Origin of the sequence: Pseudoalteromonas sp. JSTW, from assembly GCF_013423925.1 — a bacterium.
GTDB classification, from domain to species: domain Bacteria; phylum Pseudomonadota; class Gammaproteobacteria; order Enterobacterales; family Alteromonadaceae; genus Pseudoalteromonas; species Pseudoalteromonas lipolytica.
Map to the genome: position 1 here is coordinate 760,580 of NZ_CP058973.1, position 19,801 is coordinate 780,380.

16 protein-coding genes are annotated in these 19,801 nt (G+C 43.5%); 7 read left to right on the plus strand and 9 right to left on the minus strand.

Annotation, left to right across the window (positions count from 1 at the left end; all coding sequences use genetic code 11):
- Position 1 precedes the first annotated feature (1 nt).
- Both GZH31_RS19535 and GZH31_RS19540 read right to left on the minus strand, forming a co-directional pair.
- Positions 2–844 (minus strand): SMP-30/gluconolactonase/LRE family protein, encoded by an 843-nt coding sequence (locus GZH31_RS19535; protein ID WP_074988503.1) that lies wholly within the window; start codon positions 842–844, stop codon positions 2–4.
- Between the two features lie 10 nt (positions 845–854).
- Positions 855–1,274 (minus strand): hypothetical protein, encoded by a 420-nt coding sequence (locus GZH31_RS19540; RefSeq protein ID WP_036972453.1) that lies wholly within the window; start codon positions 1,272–1,274, stop codon positions 855–857.
- Positions 1,275–1,459: 185 nt separating this feature from the next.
- Between GZH31_RS19540 and GZH31_RS19545 the strand changes: the two genes are divergently transcribed.
- The 3 genes from GZH31_RS19545 to GZH31_RS19555 all read left to right on the plus strand — a co-directional run bounded on the left by GZH31_RS19545 (position 1,460) and on the right by GZH31_RS19555 (position 3,845).
- Positions 1,460–2,491: an NADP-dependent oxidoreductase gene (locus GZH31_RS19545; protein ID WP_074988502.1), complete on the plus strand. Its 1,032-nt coding sequence runs from the start codon at positions 1,460–1,462 to the stop codon at positions 2,489–2,491.
- Between the two features lie 48 nt (positions 2,492–2,539).
- Complete coding sequence (locus tag GZH31_RS19550; RefSeq protein WP_036972455.1) at positions 2,540–3,157, plus strand: glutathione S-transferase family protein; 618 nt, start codon at positions 2,540–2,542, stop codon at positions 3,155–3,157.
- A gap of 106 nt (positions 3,158–3,263) precedes the next feature.
- Positions 3,264–3,845: a hypothetical protein gene (locus GZH31_RS19555; RefSeq protein ID WP_180311778.1), complete on the plus strand. Its 582-nt coding sequence runs from the start codon at positions 3,264–3,266 to the stop codon at positions 3,843–3,845.
- Between the two features lie 61 nt (positions 3,846–3,906).
- Here GZH31_RS19555 and GZH31_RS19560 read toward each other — a convergent pair whose 3' ends face one another.
- From GZH31_RS19560 to GZH31_RS19570, 3 genes are all read right to left on the minus strand, one after another.
- Positions 3,907–4,815: a diguanylate cyclase gene (locus tag GZH31_RS19560; protein WP_180311779.1), complete on the minus strand. Its 909-nt coding sequence runs from the start codon at positions 4,813–4,815 to the stop codon at positions 3,907–3,909.
- Between the two features lie 80 nt (positions 4,816–4,895).
- Entirely contained in the window at positions 4,896–5,564 is a 669-nt protein-coding gene (locus GZH31_RS19565) for a response regulator (protein WP_180311780.1), read from the minus strand.
- A complete protein-coding gene (locus GZH31_RS19570) occupies positions 5,557–6,918 on the minus strand; it encodes a DUF4118 domain-containing protein (RefSeq protein WP_257473709.1) in 1,362 nt (453 codons plus the stop codon). Before GZH31_RS19570 ends, GZH31_RS19565 begins: the two co-directional genes overlap by 8 nt.
- A 129-nt stretch (positions 6,919–7,047) precedes the next feature.
- Here GZH31_RS19570 and GZH31_RS19575 point away from each other — a divergent pair, with 129 nt between their 5' ends.
- Complete coding sequence (locus GZH31_RS19575; RefSeq protein WP_036972469.1) at positions 7,048–8,502, plus strand: TrkH family potassium uptake protein; 1,455 nt, start codon at positions 7,048–7,050, stop codon at positions 8,500–8,502.
- 185 nt (positions 8,503–8,687) lie between these two features.
- Here the strand turns inward: GZH31_RS19575 and GZH31_RS19580 are convergent, their stop codons facing one another.
- Positions 8,688–10,622, minus strand: a complete 1,935-nt coding sequence (locus tag GZH31_RS19580; protein ID WP_180311781.1) for an ATP-dependent DNA helicase RecQ — start codon at positions 10,620–10,622, stop codon at positions 8,688–8,690.
- 260 nt (positions 10,623–10,882) lie between these two features.
- On the opposite strand from GZH31_RS19580, the gene GZH31_RS19585 reads away from it, so the two are divergent.
- From GZH31_RS19585 to GZH31_RS19595, 3 genes are all read left to right on the plus strand, one after another.
- On the plus strand, positions 10,883–12,187 hold the full coding sequence (locus GZH31_RS19585; RefSeq protein WP_180311782.1) for an NAD(P)/FAD-dependent oxidoreductase: 1,305 nt from the start codon (positions 10,883–10,885) through the stop codon (positions 12,185–12,187).
- Positions 12,188–12,277: 90 nt separating this feature from the next.
- Complete coding sequence (locus tag GZH31_RS19590; RefSeq protein ID WP_036972950.1) at positions 12,278–12,847, plus strand: manganese efflux pump MntP family protein; 570 nt, start codon at positions 12,278–12,280, stop codon at positions 12,845–12,847.
- Positions 12,848–13,028: 181 nt separating this feature from the next.
- Positions 13,029–14,534 (plus strand): DUF2235 domain-containing protein, encoded by a 1,506-nt coding sequence (locus GZH31_RS19595; RefSeq protein WP_036972472.1) that lies wholly within the window; start codon positions 13,029–13,031, stop codon positions 14,532–14,534.
- 1 nt (position 14,535) lies between these two features.
- On the opposite strand, the gene GZH31_RS19600 is transcribed toward GZH31_RS19595, so the two are convergent.
- The 3 genes from GZH31_RS19600 to GZH31_RS19610 all read right to left on the minus strand — a co-directional run bounded on the left by GZH31_RS19600 (position 14,536) and on the right by GZH31_RS19610 (position 19,789).
- The gene (locus tag GZH31_RS19600) at positions 14,536–15,288 is read right to left on the minus strand and encodes an ABC transporter substrate-binding protein (protein WP_180311783.1); all 753 of its coding nucleotides are present in this window, start codon (positions 15,286–15,288) and stop codon (positions 14,536–14,538) included.
- Between the two features lie 203 nt (positions 15,289–15,491).
- Positions 15,492–18,125, minus strand: coding sequence for a glycosyl hydrolase family 18 protein (locus GZH31_RS19605; protein WP_118845022.1), 2,634 nt, complete (start codon positions 18,123–18,125; stop codon positions 15,492–15,494).
- Positions 18,126–18,190: 65 nt separating this feature from the next.
- On the minus strand, positions 18,191–19,789 hold the full coding sequence (locus GZH31_RS19610; RefSeq protein ID WP_180311784.1) for a lytic polysaccharide monooxygenase: 1,599 nt from the start codon (positions 19,787–19,789) through the stop codon (positions 18,191–18,193).
- Between the last annotated feature and the right edge of the window lie 12 nt (positions 19,790–19,801).

Consider the following 19,801-nt stretch of genomic DNA (forward strand, 5'->3'; position numbering starts at 1 on the left):
TTTAAAGTTTAATGACCTCTATCGCACCGCGCTTTTGCATAGTAACAAAGAGTGTATCCTGCTCGTCGTTAAAGGTTAGGTTTGTGGGATGCTGGCCTTTAAGCGTGTAGGTTTTTAAAACCTTACCTTCAGGTGAAACCTCCAGCACTTTACCCGCTCCGTAACGGGTAATAAAAATATGCCCTTGGTTATTCACGCGCATGCCATCTAGGCCATGATCATCAAAGCGTATCAACACGCGTTTATTACTAATATTCAGTGCATCGTCAAGGTCATACTGCCATACAACGCGTTGCACACTTTCATTTACATACAGCTTGCTGTTGTCGTTATTCACGGCAACCCCGTTAGTGGTTCCCATGTTTTTTTCGAGAAGGTGTGTGCTACCGTCTGCGTTTATGCGCCACAGCTGTCCGGTGCTTTTTGCCCAATTAGGATCGCTGGCAAAAAAGCTTCCTCCTTGCGTAATCGCAATATCATTAGGTTGATTCATTTCACTGTTGTGGGCAAATACTTCAACTTGTTGGCTGTTCGCTGGCACTTTTAAAATACGGTGATTAACGTAATCGGCAATATAAAGGTTACCATGTTGATCGAATTGCAAACCATTACCAACGCTGTCATTTGGTAAGCGCACAAATAATGACGACTTGCCCATGTTATCGACTCGGCCTATCGTTCCTTGCTCTGCATAGTTAACGGCATACAAAGTGCCGTTGTACATGGTAGGTCCTTCAATGCCTTGCGTAAACACATTGTCTTTTACAAAGTCTTGGCTATCAACGGCCATAACGGTTTGTGAGCTAAAAAGCGCAACGACAGCTGCTAAAGTGCGAAATTTCATGATCATCCTTTTATTTATCTTGGCTGGTATAGACAGCTAAAATTGGGTACTCATTTTCACCAAACGAAAGTGTAAGAGAGCGTTTTTCTCCATCATCAAGCTTAATGCCTTCATCGAAAGTGAGTGGGTTTAATCGGCTGCCATCTGCAAACAACGCCATAATATGGTCGGCTTGTAAAATACGAGAGCCAGATGCTTTGTTTTCGATAGTAACCACGGCGAGACGTCGGCCACTTTCGCTACTCATCATCACACTATGCAAAATACTAAATTGGCTTTGTTTGGGATAACGTTTGGCGTCGTTTTCAAATGCAAACGCACCGCCCGAAAGCGAGACAGGGTCAACCGATAATACCTCATCATTCGCGTTAGCCTGAGCGCTAAACGCGCCAGTTAAAAGCGCTGTCGTTAACAATAAAATACGTTTCATATCAATCCTTTTGACTTATCTGTTGCATTTGAGCATACACCTTTCTATGCCCTCTGCAAAATCGATTATTGCATGACTGAAATTGTGTTTATTTTCACAGTGACAATTTAATCATTGAATTTTATGAATGCGCCCGCACTTCATCTATATACACCACTTCATAAACCTAGTAATAGGAACAAAGTATGTCTGATATTCAAAATCGTCAATATATTCTTGAGTCTCGCCCAAATGGCGTCGCAAATGAAAGCAATATCGTATTAAAAACACACTCAGTACCCGCACCAAAAAACGGTGAGGTACTGCTAAGAACTATTTATTTATCACTCGACCCCTATATGCGTGGACGAATGAGCGATGCAGAGTCATATGCTGACCCTGTTGAAATTGGTGATGTGATGGTGGGCGCAACCGTATGCCAAGTTGAGCAATCAAACCACCCTGACTACCAAGAAGGTGAATGGGTGTTGGCGTATACGGGCTGGCAAGAATACGCAATCAGCGACACAAAAGGCTTAATGAAGCTGGGTAAGAACCCTGAAAACCCTTCTTATGCGTTAGGTATTATGGGTATGCCTGGGTTTACGGCGTACATGGGGCTTTTGGATATTGGTGAACCAAAACCAGGCGAAACGGTCGTTGTTGCTGCGGCCACAGGACCTGTCGGTGCAACGGTAGGGCAAATTGCTAAATTAAAAGGCTGTAAGGTCGTTGGCGTAGCTGGCGGTAAAGAAAAATGCCAACATGCTGTTGAAAACCTTGGGTTCGATGCTTGTATTGACCACAAAGCGGATGATTTTGCAGAACAGTTAAGCGCAGCCTGTAATAAAGGCATTGATGTCTATTATGAAAATGTCGGTGGTCATGTACTCGACGCCGTCTTACCACTGTTAAATACCAAAGCACGCATTCCATTATGTGGCTTAGTATCACAGTACAATGCAACCGAGCTGCCACCGGGCCCAGACCGCTTGTCTATGCTTATGGGCTTAATTTTAAAGAAACGTATTAAAGTGCAAGGTTTCATTATTTTTGATGACTACGCTCATCGTTATGAGGAGTTCGCAAAAGACATGCAAGCATGGCTAAGCGAAGGAAAAATCAAATATAAAGAGCACCTTGAAGCTAATTTCGAAAATACACTTAACGCCTTTAATGCTATGTTGAATGGTGATAATTTTGGCAAAACTGTCGTGCAAGTTCAGCAGCCAATGTAAATTTTTTAGGCGTAGCAACTCATGCTGCGCCACTATTAAGGATAACGAATGATTAAGTTACACCATTTAAATAAATCACGTTCTAAACGTATTATTTGGTTACTGGAAGAGCTTGGTGTCGATTACGACATTGTTGCCTATCAACGCAATAAAGAAACGTTTTTAGCACCTGATGAACTAAAACAGATTCATCCGCTGGGTAAATCGCCCGTTATTGAAGATAACGGTAAAGTAATTACCGAGTCTGGTGCAATTACTGATTATCTAATTAGCCAGTACGGGCAAGGCAAGTTTATGCCAAGTCAGCAAAGCGACAGCTATGTTGATTACCAGCAATGGCTGCATTTTGCTGAAAGTTCTGCCATGGTGCCTCTTCTACTAAAACTCTTTATTACTAAAGATGGCTGTCAAACTAACTTTATTGCCGACTATGCCGACCATGAAATTGCTAAAATACTGAGCTATGTTAATCAGCAATTACAAGGTAAGCAGTACTTAGTCGACGACACATTGACAGGCGCTGATTTCATGATGTCTTTTGTTGTAGAGCAGGTTGCTCAGGCGGGTAAGCTGTCGCACTTCCCTGAAATCGAACGCTACTTTGAGCAGCTAAAAACTCACGAGAGCTATCACACAGCCAATGAGCTAGAAGCAAAATACGATTAGCGTAAAAAAGTAAGGGCACTGTTTTGTGCCTTTACTGCCTCTATATTATTCCGATGGAGGGCATAGCCGTGGTTTTACTTGGCATTTTTAAAATAGTAAATAAGTAATGTTTGTACCTATTCACGAATTATCTAACGATTTAAACATCGCCATATTAGTACCAAACCTAAACGCCTCAGAGCATGCAACATTGCTATGCCCACAGACATTTCAGGCAACAGACTTTGCTCAATTCGATGCCGTATTTGTTGGCGGGCTTGATTGTTCTAACACAAAAGAGCTTACTGATTATTGTGCATCGTATGGCACACCACTCATTAAAATAACCCACCCAAGCAACGACACAAGCGTGATACAAAATGTCATTTTAAATATTGTTGCCAAGCTGTACAGTCATGAAATGCCGAGCAATATAGACCTTGCAGATATCATAAACCTTAATAATGAAGCAGACACATTATGTTGCTTTGATTCCTTTCAAGCTGCGGTGACATTTTTAAACACCGTAAATAACGCTATCGTTAGCAATGGCCTGTACTTAGCATCGCCTCACCTTGATTTAGAAACTTTCACAAAACACTCACAACAACTTTCTGCCTATATCGCTGATAGCGGCTATTTATGTGCCAGTTTGTTTAGTTCACGTAATGCAAAGTCGTCTGTGTTGATTGGGCTTAAGGTAAAGTAAGCATGGCCATGTTCATCGCCCAAAATAATCAGTAAAGAAGAGGCAAGCGTCGCTAATATCCCTACGTCACGCAGACTCTGTTGCGGCCAGACTTTTTAGCTTGATACATCGCGTGATCTGCTCTTTCAATTGCCTGCTCAATATCATCGTTAACACTGACAGAGGCAATACCAAACGAGCCTGTCACATTTATAGGCGTGTTGGTCCCAATATTAATGTTTAACTCTTCGACACTCGCTCTTAAACGCTCAGAAAATGACTTGGCCCCTTCAAGCTCGGTCTCTGGCAGACACACTAAAAATTCCTCTCCCCCATAACGATACAGTTGATCGTACTCTCGTAAATGCGATTGAATACATTTTACTAAGGCAACCAATACCTTATCGCCAGCTGCGTGACCATGCTCATCATTTACGCGTTTAAAATGATCAAGATCTATCATGATAATTTCACATTCAAGCGAGTGACGTTTACAGCGTTCGTGCTCTTTGCGCAGGTGACTCAGTAAGTTGGTGCGATCAGTTGCCCCAGTAAGTGGATCACGGGTATGCAAAACGTCGGAAAACTCATCGCTCACCGCTTCAAATAAATCTCTGAGCGTGTCTAAATCAGCATGAAATTGATCGAGTAAGCTCACTGGAATAGCCGATTTAGCTTCATTTAACGACAAAAGCACTTTAGCACCTTGATGCATTTTTTGATGCGCAGTGCCCATCTCAGAAAAATGAGGATGCAACTTTTTAGTGTCGGTTGGTAACTTATTAAACCACTGACCAAACTCGCAAAAAGTATGCGCATTGTCGCTAAGGTCATGCTTATTGGCAGGGACATTTGAGATTAGGCTGCGTAGTAACTGCTTATACCAAGATTGGTGCCATTCAATTGCTTGATCAATTTCTGCAATAATACGCTCTAGCTGCTTATTAGACAGCGTATTAAGCCCTTTGCTGCCCTTTGAATTAGACGTCAATCAAATACCCCAATTTATTGTTTTTAATATTAAAAGAGTAGTCAATAAATGGGGTATGCTCAACGAAAAAGACATAAAGCTTAATCAACTAGCCGATAACCCACGGCGGGCTCGGTAAGTATGTGTTTAGGGTTTGCTGCATTATCTTCGAGTTTTTGTCTTAACTGACCTATGTGAACACGCACGTATTCAGGGCGATTTATATATTGCTCCCCCCATACTTGAGATAAAATAGCGTTATGCGTTAATACTTTATCTTTTTGTTGAAAGAGTAACAGTAAAATAGCGTATTCTTTTTTAGTTAACTTGATGCTCTGCCCGTCTTTTTTAACAACATGCTTGTGGGGATCAATATGAATATCACCACATTGCAATGTCATATTTGGCGAAGATTGGGCGCGTAATAAAACCCGTATTCTGGCAAGAAGTTCGTTGGCACTAAAGGGCTTCGTTATGTAATCGTTTGCGCCATTATCCAGTGCGGTTACTTTTTCTGTTTCGCCATCACGCGCAGATAAAACCAATACTGGTAATAAACTCCATTGCCTAAACTCAAGCAGCCAATTTTGTCCATCCATATCGAGTAAGCCTAAATCAAGTAGCACTAAATCAAACTGTTGCTCACTTAACAGTGCAAAGCCATCTAAGCCCTTTGCGCATAGGCTGACTTCATAGCCACTGGCTTTAAGCAGCGTTTTTAAAAAACTTTGCAGTGGAGGTGAGTCTTCTAACACTAAAATGTTAGCCATGCTGTTTACTCCAAATCAACTGGGCTTTCGCCTGCCCTGTTTGCTCATTAAGGGTTAACTCAAATTGACCTTGATGACACTTAGCAACTACATCGCAGATAATACTGCCAAGACCAACGCCTTCGTCTTGACTGGTTTCATTATTGCGATTAATCGAGTTTATTAGCACGAGTTGATACTCATTATCTCGTTCAATAAATTGCATATCCGCCGTTCCGTCACCATAACGCGCTGCGTTCTCGAGCATATTAGCACAGGCAATTTCTAGCAGTGTTTCATCACCATAGCAGGCACTATTTTGTGCAGCATTAATGGTTAATTTAAAGTCGCTTAATTGCTGTTGCCTACGCGCTTTTGCTTCGCTAATGAGGCTCGAAACGTTGAGTTTTTGCCATGTAATATTCTCACCTAACTTATTGACTTTGCTTAGTTCCATTACCTTATCAAAATGCTGATTAAGTATTTTACTTTGCTCAAAAATATTACTGGCTTGTTCTTTAACCACGTCACGACTTAATTCAATCTCCTCATCAGCCAGCATACTTGATGCCCCCATTATGGTTGCCAAAGGAGTTCGCAAGTCATGCGATAAACTGCGCAGCAAGGTATTCTTTGACCGTTCAAGTTCAGCTTGTACTGCAATGGCCGCAGACTGTTGACGCAATAACGTTTTTTCGTGAACTTGATACAATAAAGAGCACGCCGTATCTGCCAGCGCTTGTTGCTCACTCGTCAAGGGTTTTGCAAACGCGATCCCCCCCAATTCAGGCTGCTGCTCATTTAAATACATAACATTGTTTGTCTGCGATACATGCCAATCACATTTAACCTTTAAATGTGCAGTCATCGCGGCTATAAATAATTGCTTTTGCTCATCTAAACTGTCGAGTTCATTTAATTTTTTCGCAAGCTCATAGAGCAGTCGGCTATTGCTGGCGTGTTCTTGCACATCGCGCACTTTAGTATTGAGCTCACCGGCTAAATGGCTTATCACTAGGCCAACAATAAGCATCACCACAAATGTCACCACATATTCAATGTTTTCAATATGAAAGGTAAAGTACGGCACCACATAAAACCAGTCGGTGCAGGCTACACTCACTAGGGTTGTCAGCGCTGCAACACGGCGATTACTTCGTACAGCCACCCACGTCACCCACAACAGCTGTAACATCACAATATCAGTGGTTGTAAACAGTTCTCTAAACGGAAAAATAGCAAGCACCACCACAAGTGGCATCAATACACTTAAAAATATGGCCTTAAATAACGGGGGTTTGAATACTGACTGCATCATCTGTTTATGCTCATCTAACGAATTGTCATTAGAGTAAAGTGTTTTTATTTTTGTCACTATAAAGTTTTTATAAAGTTTTTTTATCTCGGCATAAAATCTTTATAAAGCTTTCACTCTCTCTAAAGACATCTACGCCTATTTCAATAGCATGCTGATTTAAGAGCCGTTCATTAAATCAGTAGACGTATGATCAATTGGAAAATCACATTTCGATTACTCGCTTTCCCTATTTTGTGGATGAGTATAGTGCAATTGATATTTGCAGCTTTATCTGCATTTTTATTTAAAGATAATGTATCCGTGTCATTCCTATTGCCTGCGTCAATAATGCTTTTTACAGCAAGTGTCATACTGTTAAAAACCCAGCATGTTGATTCATCACTGGCCAACTTTAGAGATGCACTGATTTACGCGACAGCCACGTGGGTGATTGCAGGCTTTTTGGGGGCAATTCCAATCATTTTAGTCACCAAAGTGAGCTTTACAGATGGCATGTTTGAATCAATAAGCGCATTAACCACCACCGGCGCCACAATACTGTCGGGCTTAGATGATATGCCGCGTACGTTTTTATTATACCGCCAGTTTTTACAATGGATGGGAGGGCTCGGCATTGTGATTTTCGTGGTGGCTATTTTACCCATGCTAAATATAGGTGGCATGAAGCTCTTAAAAGCCGAAACACCTGGGCCAATTAAAGATGAAAAGCTATCACCTCGTATTGCAAACACGGCGCATTACCTTTGGAGTGTATACTTAAGCATAACCGTGTTGTGTACTGTTTCTTACTATTTTGCAGGCATGACTTTTTACGATGCACTGGCTCATGCACTGACAACCGTTTCAACGGGAGGGTTCTCGACCCACGATGCCAGTATGTGGTTTTACAAAAGTCATTTAATTTTATGGGTCGCCAACTTATTTATGATTGCAGGTGCTATTAATTTTGCACTGCACTTTAGAGTCGTCCACAAACGAGCGCTCGGAAGTTACTATGCTGATGAAGAAACGCGTTATTTTATATACATCATTACAACCCTTGCAGTGTTGTCGGGCGTTATTTTATACAGTCACGACACCTACTCCTCTTTTTTTGAGTCATTGAGTTTTTCAACTTTTCATATAGTGTCGTTTATAACCAGCACCGGATTTGGTGCAGCAAGCTTTACTGAATGGCCCGAAGCTGTCGGATTTTTACTTATTATCACCGGCTATTTAGGGGGATGCGCGGGCTCAACGGCTGGCGGAAATAAAATCATCAGAAATATTCTAGTGGTTAAAATGCTCAATAATAACTTTAAACAACTTCTTCATCCCCGCGCTATATTCACCATTAAGTACCAAGGCAGCCCTGTAAAAGATGATGTACTTCATGCCGTTATGGCATTTATGACTTTTGCCGCAGGATCAAGCATGCTGTTTACATTATTACTCATGTTTACTGGGCTGGATTTTTGGAGTGCGTTTTCAGCAGTCGCCGCATGTGTCAATGTGCTCGGACCGGGGTTTGGTGAAGTAGGCGCTAACTTTGCACCGGTTTCAGACGCAGGAACCTGGATATTAACCAGCGCAATGCTTGTTGGTCGTTTGGAATATTTTACTGTTTTTGCCCTTTTTACGCGTACGTTTTGGAAGCAATAAAAAGAAGCTCCTAAATACTCAGCCCAAAACTGATAAGTGGCACGTTGCAATAGTTACCACTTGACAAAGAAAACTTTCAGTTGTCCTTACAAAGTACACTGACAGAGTTATTCAAGACAAGTTCGTCAAAATGGTTACCTAAGCTACCGAAGCTTAAGCACATGCGTTTAAAATTTAAAGCGATGCTACAACTGCTGTAGCACCGCTTTAATATCGCTATAACGCAGGTGTTCACACACCCCAAAACCTGAAAGCTGCCTAACTTTATTGCGGGTAAACAGTGGCACACTCATTCCCGCTAAAAAACGGCATTGAGTATCAATACTGATTTCAGTTACCCCTTTAGTGGCTAAGTGCTCTTTTAGCTGTGTAACTTTAGCTGCAATAACCGCAGTGTCTGGCATGGTGTGCTCAAGTGAATAACTAAGTTTTACAGACTGGCCTCGACACACAGAACAATGGCCACACCCTTTTGGGGCATTGTGATCATCAAAATAACGTGCAAGGTTATAACTCAAACAGCTATTAAGCTCAAAAAAGCGCACCAATGCGGCAATGCGTTTTATTTCTGCCTGCTCTTTTTCAATAAAGTACTGATGTAATTGCGACGCTAAATTGTCTACATTAATGACTTCGTTATTCACCTCATACACTTGTGTAATGCGTTTAGTTTCAAGGGCTATGTGACCTTTTTCGGCCAAATAATCGAGCGCAGCAACCACCCGTTTTCTATCGACTTGCGTGGCATGTGTTAAGGCGTCAAAGTTGAGTGTGCCCCAAATTTTCTTAAACTCAGTATGATTAAATACCTGCTGTAAAAATGCTTGGCGCTGCTCATCAAATTGCTGAAGAAGTGTGTCTTTGTCTGTTAAAAACTTATATTTAAAGTCAGCATAATAGGCATACAACGGCGTGATAGCGCCATGAATTTCAAGCTGTACTAATAACGTTTTTAAGGCTAATGCACGAATATTACTGTCACTCGACAAGCTGTATTCTTGCATTTCCCACTGACCATTCGTTTGCTCCGTGCGAATATTGTTGATCACATATTCAATACCAGTTTGCTCGGGGGTGTCGGCATAGACAAAGTTTTCAACCGTGTTCAGGCCATCTAGATTTGCCAAGGTATAACAATTTGATTGCTTAGAATCTCGCCCTGCGCGGCCTATTTCTTGGCTGTAGTTTTCAATTGATTTAGGTAAATCATAATGAATAACAAAGCGAATATCCGACTTATCAATGCCCATACCAAACGCAATGGTGGCAACCACAATATTAATGTTACCCGCCATAAAGTCGTCTTGAATTTGCCAGCGCTTATCATCGTCAAGACCCGCATGATACGCCACCGCATTAAGTCCTGTCTGCGCTAACGCTGCGGCCACTTGCTCGGCAGTGTGTTGCAGTGTCACATACACGATGCCTGCGCCCTGCTGCTCAGCAATAACGCGTGTTAAGTGCGATTGTTTGTCTTGGCTCGCCACACTTAACACCGATAAATCAAGGTTCGCACGATAAAACCCTGTTTGAACAACGCATTCAGGTGCAATGGCAAACCGCTCACACATGTCACGTTTTACTTTTTTGGTTGCCGTTGCGGTTAATAGCAACACCAGAGGAATATTAAGCTCATCGCGATAACGTGGCAGTTTTAAATAGTCGGGTCTAAAGTTATGCCCCCATTCAGAAATACAGTGCGCCTCATCAACCACCAGCATTGAAATCGGCACTTGCTTGATGAACTCGCGAAAGCGTTCGTTCTTAAAACGCTCCACCGACACCATTAAAATTTTTACCTTTCCGGTTCGCACATCACTCATCACGGTATGACTTTGTTCGCTCGTTTGACTCGAATCTAAGCTGGCCGCGTAAATACCTTTGCTATTCAAAAAGCTGATTTGATCTTTCATCAGCGCTAACAAGGGTGAAACCACCAAGGTCAAATTAGGCAAATGCAATGCAGTTAATTGATAACACAACGACTTGCCCGACCCCGTCGGAAAGATAGCCAATGATGATTGTTGATTTAACAGTTGTTCAATCGTTTGTTGCTGACCCTGGCGAAATTCAGTAAAGCCAAAGTATTGATTTAGCGAAGTGTGGAGTGCTGTAGTCATCCTGATCCCTTGTTTCATTTCCCTGTATTAGGTAATGATAGGTGCCTTAGTGCGAATTAGCCATGTTAACGTGTTTAGGCTCATCACCCAAGGCCATTAATATCACTAAACACACTATATTGTTCGTAAGCTTTGCTGACAAAGCCAGCAAAAAGGCGCACAATAGACCCGTTGCCATGGGGTATTGAAGAATGGATTTGCAATACCTAAGCGCTTTTAAATCGAGAGTGTTTAGGTATTATACTTTTGAGGGCAACGTAATGACTAACCAACCTCCTAAAATCGTGATAGTCGGTGGTGGCGCAGGCGGCTTAGAGCTTGCAACACAATTAGGACATAAACTCGGGAAAAAACGCCAAGCAGATATTTTATTAATCGATAAAAACCGTAGCCATATTTGGAAACCGTTACTTCATGAAGTAGCGACGGGGTCGATTGATGCCGATTTAGACGGCGTTGTGTACTCTGCTCATGCAGCAAAACACCATTATAATTTTCAACTCGGCAGTTTTTGCCACTTAGATTCAACCAACAAAACCATTACCTTAAGCGAGTTAAAAGACGAACTTGGCCATCGCATTTTGCCACAGCGACATGTCAGCTATGACTACTTAGTGCTCGCCATCGGCAGTGTGAGTAACGACTTTAATACCCCCGGCGTAAAAGATCATTGCTTTTACCTTGATTCAAACCAACAGGCCGAGCGTTTTCAACATGCATTACTCGATAACTTTACTCGCTTGCACCAAGATGACGACCCACAGCAGGCTCTAACAATTGCCATTGTTGGCGGTGGAGCGACGGGCGTTGAGCTTTCGGCTGAGCTGTATCATGTATCCGACATGCTAAAAATGTATGGCCTAGATAAAATGACAGCCAAGCGCCTACACATTGATTTAATCGAAGCAGGTCCTCGTATTTTACCTGCCTTGCCTGAACGCATAGCCAACTCGGCAAAACGAGAACTGGTAAAACTAGGGGTCACGGTGCGCGAAGGCACGCAAGTAAAAGAAGCCACAGAAAACAGCTTTATCACTAACAATGATGCCATTATAAAGGCCGATATCATGGTATGGGCAGCGGGTGTAAAAGCCCCCGATTTTATCAAAGATATTGGTATTTTTGAGCTTACACGCAACAACCAAATTAAGGTAAATCAATACCTACAAAGCAGTGTTGATGAGACTATTTTTGTGATTGGTGATTGCTGCGCGTTTACTCAAGACGATGGCTCGCAGGTTCCACCACGCGCACAATCAGCGCATCAAATGGCACAATGCGTAGAAAAAAACCTACTAGCCACACTCAAAAACAACCCGTTAAGCGTGTTTACCTATAGTGATCATGGCTCTTTGGTAAATTTGTCTCGTTACAGCACCGTGGGCAGCTTAATGGGTAACTTAACCAGTAATAGCTTTTTTATCGAAGGGAAAATAGCGCGGTTTATGTATATTTCTCTTTATCGTATGCACCAGCGCGCCATTCATGGCAGTGCCAAAACCTTTGCATTGTGGATCAGCGAAAAAGTACTCCGCGTGGTAAGACCCAAAATGAAACTGCATTAACAAACAGCGCGACTCACCCTAAGCCGTAAATTACTCTACCTGTTTACGGCTTATACGCGTATAATGCGCACTTTTTGTGGGGCGCAAAAATTGAATATTATTACTCTCAGCGTATTGTCGCTTGCAATGTCAACCGACGCGTTTGCTGCATCAATCACCAAAGGCAGTTCACTTAAAAACCCACGTATTCTTAGTGCCATTAAATTGGGTTTAATTTTTGGCTGCATTGAAGCAATTGCCCCTGTTTTAGGTTGGTTAATTGGCAGTGCGGGTGCCGAGTACGTTGAAGCCTATGATCACTGGATTGCGTTTGTATTATTGGTGGGCCTTGGCATACACATGATCATTGAAAGTCGTAAAGACGACGATGACGACGCCGACGAAGTGCCAAGCAATAAGCGCTCATTAATGGCAACCCTGCTGACCGCAGTAGGCACCAGTATTGATGCAATGACCGTGGGCATAAGCCTTGCGTTTATGAAAGTTAATATTTATGTTGCTGCCGCAATGATAGGTCTCGCCACAACCGTAATGGTGACTATCGGCTCATTACTGGGGAATGTGATGAGTGGCTGGGTTGGCAAAAAAGCTGAAGCCATTGGCGGTATTGCCCTTATCTTAATTGGCTCAGGCATTCTATACAGCCACACTTACGCTTAATTTTAGCTGTTCAAACGGCTATTTTGGGCAAGGTTAACCACACACCTTGCCCAAATCTCTCTCCTGTCTTCTGTGTTCTCATAAAAAGCCTGATATAAAAAGAGAGCCATCACGCATAATTTGTCTTCAAATTTTAATAAATGCCTTGTATGTTATGACAAACCACTAAAGGAATGACGCTATGACCCCTAAAACGCTGATTTTCAACTTTGATGGCACAGGCAGTGAGCCACGTGATGCAGAACAATTTAGTGCCGCTCATTTCAAAGAAGACGCCAGTATTTCCAATATTCTTAAACTTCACTTGTTATTTGGCGGCACACTTAACAGTGAACCCGAAACGCCATTCCCAAGCCAACTTAGTTTTTATTATCAAGGCATAGGCACTCAAGGAAGCCGCTTTAGACGTTTATTCAATCAAGCATTAGCCCCAAGAGGCGACGATGTCGCCAGTATTTTAAACCGCGCAATAAACGACTTTAAACAATATTACGCTGTGGGCGATCGGGTTTTGCTAACGGGTTTTAGTCGTGGTGCAGCATTGGCAAGGCGTTTTGCAAAATGCCTTGAGCCCTTAATAAGCGACAATGTTTTTTTATGCGTATTTGATACCGTGGCATCCATTGGTTTTTCAAAAGTGACCAAAGCAACACGTGGCGCTGAACACGTTATTTTTGAAAACTACACCCTAGCCAGTAATATTAACGCAGCCCTGCATTGTGTTGCGCTGGATGAAAAGCGCCGCGCGTTTGAGCCAACACTCATAAACAAAGCGCCCCATGTAGAAGAGGTATGGTTTGCGGGCGCACATTCTGACGTGGGTGGCGGGTATTACCGTGATGGCTTAGCCGACATTTGTCTGCGTTATGCTATTGAGTGGTTAATAGAACAAACTATTTCACTTAACCTTCTGACCAGTGCTGATATTAATTACCATAGCTTACTGCCCGATGAGCACCGTAATTTAATTGCCCAAGACGATGTTACTGTTACCCCCGATCCGTTGGCGCTTAGCCACCAACAAAATTACTTTTGGTTTAATCCTTTATTTAAGCTTGTTGACCGAGAGTGCTGCGTATTGGTTGATAATGAGCAAAGTGAACATCCTCCCACAATTCATTACACCGTGGCAGAGCGTATTAACCGTTTAACCAGTTATCGTCCTGAGTCGCTAAAAAGCCTTACGTATGATGTGCTCTACAGTGATGAAAGCCGCTTAACCTTCAACGGCTTAAGCCCACATATTGCGCTTGATAAACAAAACATGACCGTACTCAGTATTGGTCAAAGTAAAGATGTATTTGTTTATGGCGCCGAAAAATATAACCACACCGGATTAATGTTAGCGCAAGGGGCGACCTATCGGTTTACGCCTTATCCTGATCAAACTTGGTATGACGATGGCATTAGTTGCGGCCCCGCGGGTTGGCATCGTGATAACGTGCAATTAGGTGTAAAAGAAATTCCCATGGCTGTGCTTGAGCCATTTAGACGCTTAGCGCATGCACAGTGGTTTGCACTTATTGGCGCGATTGATGACAACGATGAGCATTTATTTGAAATTGCTGAAGGTGCCGATATTCGCATTACAAAGTCAGGCGAGTTTTGCCCATTTGCGAATGACTTAAATCGTTTTTATGGTGCCAATGCCGGACGTATCAAGTTGCGTGTTACGCGGTTAGGCTAACTCACTGTGTTTTATAGGAACTGATTATATCGGTTATTGCTTGCTTGTTGAATTGAATCGCGTGGTTAATAGCCTGTCGTTCCTCCTCGGAGAGGCTCAAGTCGCTTAACATAAAATAAATATAATCATTATTAATAATATACGGATGAATTTTTACGTTGTTAGCCTGATGTTGTTGAATCAAGCTTAAGCCTGCTAGTTCATCGTCAATAAAAAAATCAACGCGTTTGGCCACCAGCATTGCTAAGCGCTGTCGTAATGATGGGACAGTAACAAACTGATCTTTATATTTTTTATTCGCACTTAAACGTGTCAATTCATCGCCATAATAACTGCCGCTATTGGTAAGAATAGTTTGTTTATGGTCGAGTAAACCTTTTAAGTCTTGTGATTCCAAATGGCTGTGCGGATACCAAAAAAGACGCATAACTTCGTTACGATAAGGCACTGAAAAAGTACTAAAATCATCTCGCTGTTGGCTGTAGCTGGCTGCGGGAAGTAAATCAACAGTGCCATGTTTTAATTCAGCAAATCCACGTTTTGACGAAGGCATTGCGATAAATTGACTGCAAAACCCTGCTTCTTTTAACACCAAGTCAGTAATCTCTATATCAATCCCAGTGAGCTGATCATTTTGGCTAAAAACATAGGGTCGCCACGATTGGCTCACCCCGACTTTTAAAACCCTGTCGCAGCTAAACGCTTCCGTGCTTAACGCAGCAAAAACCAATAAGAAAAACACTTTCATCGTCATCAACACACCTGTAGTTTAAGAGCCTAAACTCATCACTCTTTTAGTATGGTTCATAATAGGTGAAACACAAAAACTAAGCGAGGAGGAAAGTGAGCAATTAAAATAAGGAAAAGTTAGAGATTAGACACTAAAAAAGCAGCCCGAAGGCTGCTTTGTAGGGAAATCACATTTTAATAAAATACACTATATGTTGCTAGGTAGGTTTAAAGTGCTTTCCATACATCCACAACGCCTGGCTCTTCTCCTTGAGTCCACCACTTCGCTTCGTATTTTGTACCTTGGTGAACGACTTGGTCGCCCCCGTTGTAGATACCAGCAGCTTGCCAAACCACATCACCATTACCGTCTGTTGGTTTTGAGCTTGCTTCCCACGGGCCACCTAAATCAGGACGATTTCCCTGTGTCCACCATTTTGCAGTATATTCAACACCGTTATAAATTACCGTGTCACCGCCCACATAAATGGCGGCTTCATCCCATGTTGTATCGCCACCCGGTGGGTTTGTTGTGCCAGAGTCAGTCACTGTCACGTTGAAGCTTACCGATGTCGTAGCTTGTGTGTCAGATACCTCTACCGTTACAACATAGCTTGTATCTGCATCAACGCTGCCCGCTTGCAAACTAATATTTGCACCTGAACCCACCAATGTTAAGCCCGCAGGCACTGTCCAGTTATAGCTAAGTGCATCATTATCTGCATCTGTAGCAGACACTGATACCGCAACGCTTGCATCTTCAGCAACGGTTTTATCTGAAATTGCAGCCACGACAGGCGCTGAATTGCCGCCCGTACTTGGCGCCACAACATTCACTGTTACATTACGGCTCACCACGGCTTTACCGTCGGTGACCGATACCGTTGCTAGGTATTGCGCATCACTTGTCACTGATGGCGCAGCAATAACCAGTGTATTTGAGTTTTCACCCGTTACAGACAGCGCGGCGTCTGCTGTCCAGCTGTAAGTCAGTGCATCGTTATCGGCATCGGTTGCTGATGCAACAACTGAAACAGACTCACCGGCGTTTACAGTTACGGTGCTTGATACTGACAGCACAGGCGCTCTGTTGCTAGGCTCTGTAACCGCACCACCTAAACCTTCGTGCATCGCATTCAGGATATCACCATTATCGGCATCGATTTCCCATGCAAATAATCCCCCTAAGTCATGTTGATTAACATAGTTACCCTTTGCAATAACAGAGGCAGGGCTGTCATACGTAATCAGTTTACCTGTAGAGCGATTCCAGACATATGCGCCTTTTGCTTGCTCATCGTAGCCCACTTCAAAGCCATTAATACCAGTGCCTGCTGCGCCGATCATATGTGCTTTTATGCCTTTATAATCAATAACACCGTCTTCCCAGACGCCTTGCGCAGTGCTGCCTTTTAAAGGACCCGCCCCTGTTGCAGTCATAGGGTTACCATCAATAGTCGTGCCTGCTGGGTAAACCCCTTCCCAACCACGACCATACATCGCTGTGCCCACAACAATTTTCTTCGATGGAACATTTTGCGCAAGTAATAACTGCACTGCGTTATCGGTGGTGTAAGCAGGTCCTTTGTATGGTACGCCTTGGGCGTCAACACCCGTGCCATCACATTGACCAGGGCGGAAATGCGATGAACAGTACAAGGCGGTTTGATGGCCTGTTACTCCACTCCACGCGCCGTAAAAATCGTACGTCATGGCAAAAATGTAATCCATATATTGGCTTGCTGCTTGGTAATCAACATCTTCAATTTTGTCGTAGCCTGCACCAATTGCTGATGTTAGCTCATATTGACGACCAGTCTCGGCTTCAAGCTCATCAAGCATAGCTCGCAGCTCTTGCATTAATGCCACATAAGCAGGGCCATCTGCAATTGGGTCACCTAGCGCCGGATTAGCACCGTCGCCCCCAGGGAATTCCCAGTCAATATCGACACCATCATAGAATTTCCATGTTTTTAAGAACTCTTTCATTGATGCGACAAACGTGTCGCGGTTTGCTTTATTAGTAAAATATGCGAACGGGTCAGATAACGTCCAACCGCCTACAGATGGCAATATTTTTAAATCAGGGTAGCGTTGTTTTAGCGCCATTAATTGTGAGTAAGTACCACGGATTGGGTCGTCTGCACTGACACCCGGAAGGGCTTTTTGAATCGCCGCCCACGGATCATGAATAACGACTTCAAAATCTTCTGAGCCCGCACACGCAGTATTTAGCGCGTTTTTAGGGCCTCCAGTCAGTGAATCATTCGGACCACAAATTGGAATGAAACCATATAAAATGTGACTTAAGTTTTGTGCAGGAATATTTGTGACATCGTAGTCACGCCCATAAATACCCCATTCAACGAAATAAGCCCCTGTTACCAACCCTTCTTTTGTACCAATGTCTTTATTATTTGGATCGTAATCCATGGGTAATGGGGCTAAGTGCGCACCGTCGGTGTCGGCAATAACAATGGGTTTGCCTTCACTGCGCGCGCACGTTGTGCCACCTTCACAAAGCTCAACATACAAAGTGTGGCGACCCGCTTTATCATAAGGGAAACTAATCACTCCGCTTTTAGTGCCCGCAGCCAAAGGGCCTTCGTTTACCAGCATATTGTCAAAATACACTTTGTAGCTATCGCCACCATCACCGCTCCATGCATTCCACTCAATGTTAATCGTTACTTGATCAACACGTTTAACGAGGCTTTTATACGAGCCCGTTCCTTCAAGGTTTACTTCAACAAACGAGTACTCTTGCGGTTCCCAAATAATGGTCGGTGTCGATGGTGCAGCATTCGCTGCACTGGCACATAATGCAACACCAATGGCTGCGCTTAATTGTTTTATATTCATGATTCTCTCTTATCTATTTTTATTTAGCTGTTTGCTGTTATTGATAAAGTTTGAACTACAAAACTTTAGATTTTTGCCCATACTTGGCTGGTACTCGGTGTATCGCCCTGAGTCCACCACTGCGCACGATAGCGCTGTCCTTGATAGGTCACCTCGTCACCGCCTTGGTAGGCTTTGCCGATGTTCCATTCGCTCGATGCCGAACCTGATTCAAGCTGCCATGCATCACTGCTGTCGGGTTGTGCGCCTTGGTTCCACCATTTCGCACTGTAGATCCCGCCGTTAAAGCTCACTTTATCGCCGGTGTTATATTGCGCGCTGTTATCCCACGCGGGCGCATCGGGGTTTGGCTCAACCACACTGCTATTTAGTACCGTGACCGTAAAGCTGGCTTCGCTGGTAAGCATGCTGTCAGATACTGAGGCCGTGACAGTAAAAGAGGTATCTGCATCGACTTCTGGTGCTATTAACGTGATGTCGGCACCCGCTCCTGTAAAGCGAAGAGGAGCCGGTACATTCCAGCGGTATGTTAATGCGGTTTGCTGATCGTCAAAGGCATGTAAGTGCACATCTGCCGTGCTATTTTCATTCAGGGTGATAGCTTCAGGTTGATGGATAATAGGGGCAGTATTTTCAGGTGCGGCTTTTACGCTCAGTGCAAAACTGTAGTTGGCGTTTGTTGCAAACACCTGATTGGTTAATATATCGCTGGCATTAAAAGCGATTGTGCCACCAGCATCTTGCACACCAATGCGTAGTAAATGGCTGTAATTCAGATTAAGCAGCTGAGCAAACTCTGCTTGCCAATTAGCCTGATTATCGCTGGTGACTTGCATTTGTTGCGTAAACAGCTCTTGCCCCGTTTCATCAAACAAACGCGCAGACACACTGTCACCCACTTCTGCATTTTGACCTTGGCGCACAAAATACGTCAGTGCAGACCATTCACTCGGATCAGTCGGTGCTGTGTCTGTAACAATGGTAATATCGCTACAGTTATAAAAGCCCTCGCCACCTGCATCATCACGCTGCCAGCGAGTATATAAAATAGCGTCGCCACTACGCTCAGCAGGAATAGACACGCTCATTTCATAGTAACGGTCGTTATTATCACCAATCACAAAATCAAGATTGCCGTATTCCTCAACCAGCTCTAAATCGTCCCACGTGAGAACGTCTGTGGCGCTATCAAATCCAGGCTTTGTCAGGTAAAACTGCCAAAAACTTGGGTTATGAGGCGTACTTGCTAAAAAACGCACTAAAATATCGCCATTCGCGTTGGGCACCACCTCGGTACGTTGCCAATGAGCCGAGGGTAAATCCATGCCTCGTTTTTCACTGTCGCCTGCCGCACATAAACGGCCATCGGGCACACTGTCTTTTACCGCTGCTAGGTTGGTGTAATCAATCGTGTTCGCTGAATATTCAATATCTTGCACAAACTGCACATGACCTGCCTCTGCAAATGCTGCACGGCAAGCAAGATTAGGAATAGCGCTACCATCAGCGGGCCACCAATAACCGCCGTCTGCCTGACAAAATGCTTGGCGAGCTTTAGGGCTTTCTAAAAATCCGTGGGCATTCACATGGCTTGATACACAGGCAAGCAGCATGCTGGTTGCCACTGCCGATAAAGACAATGCCTTCGATTTAGTTGTTTTCATTGTTGTATTCTC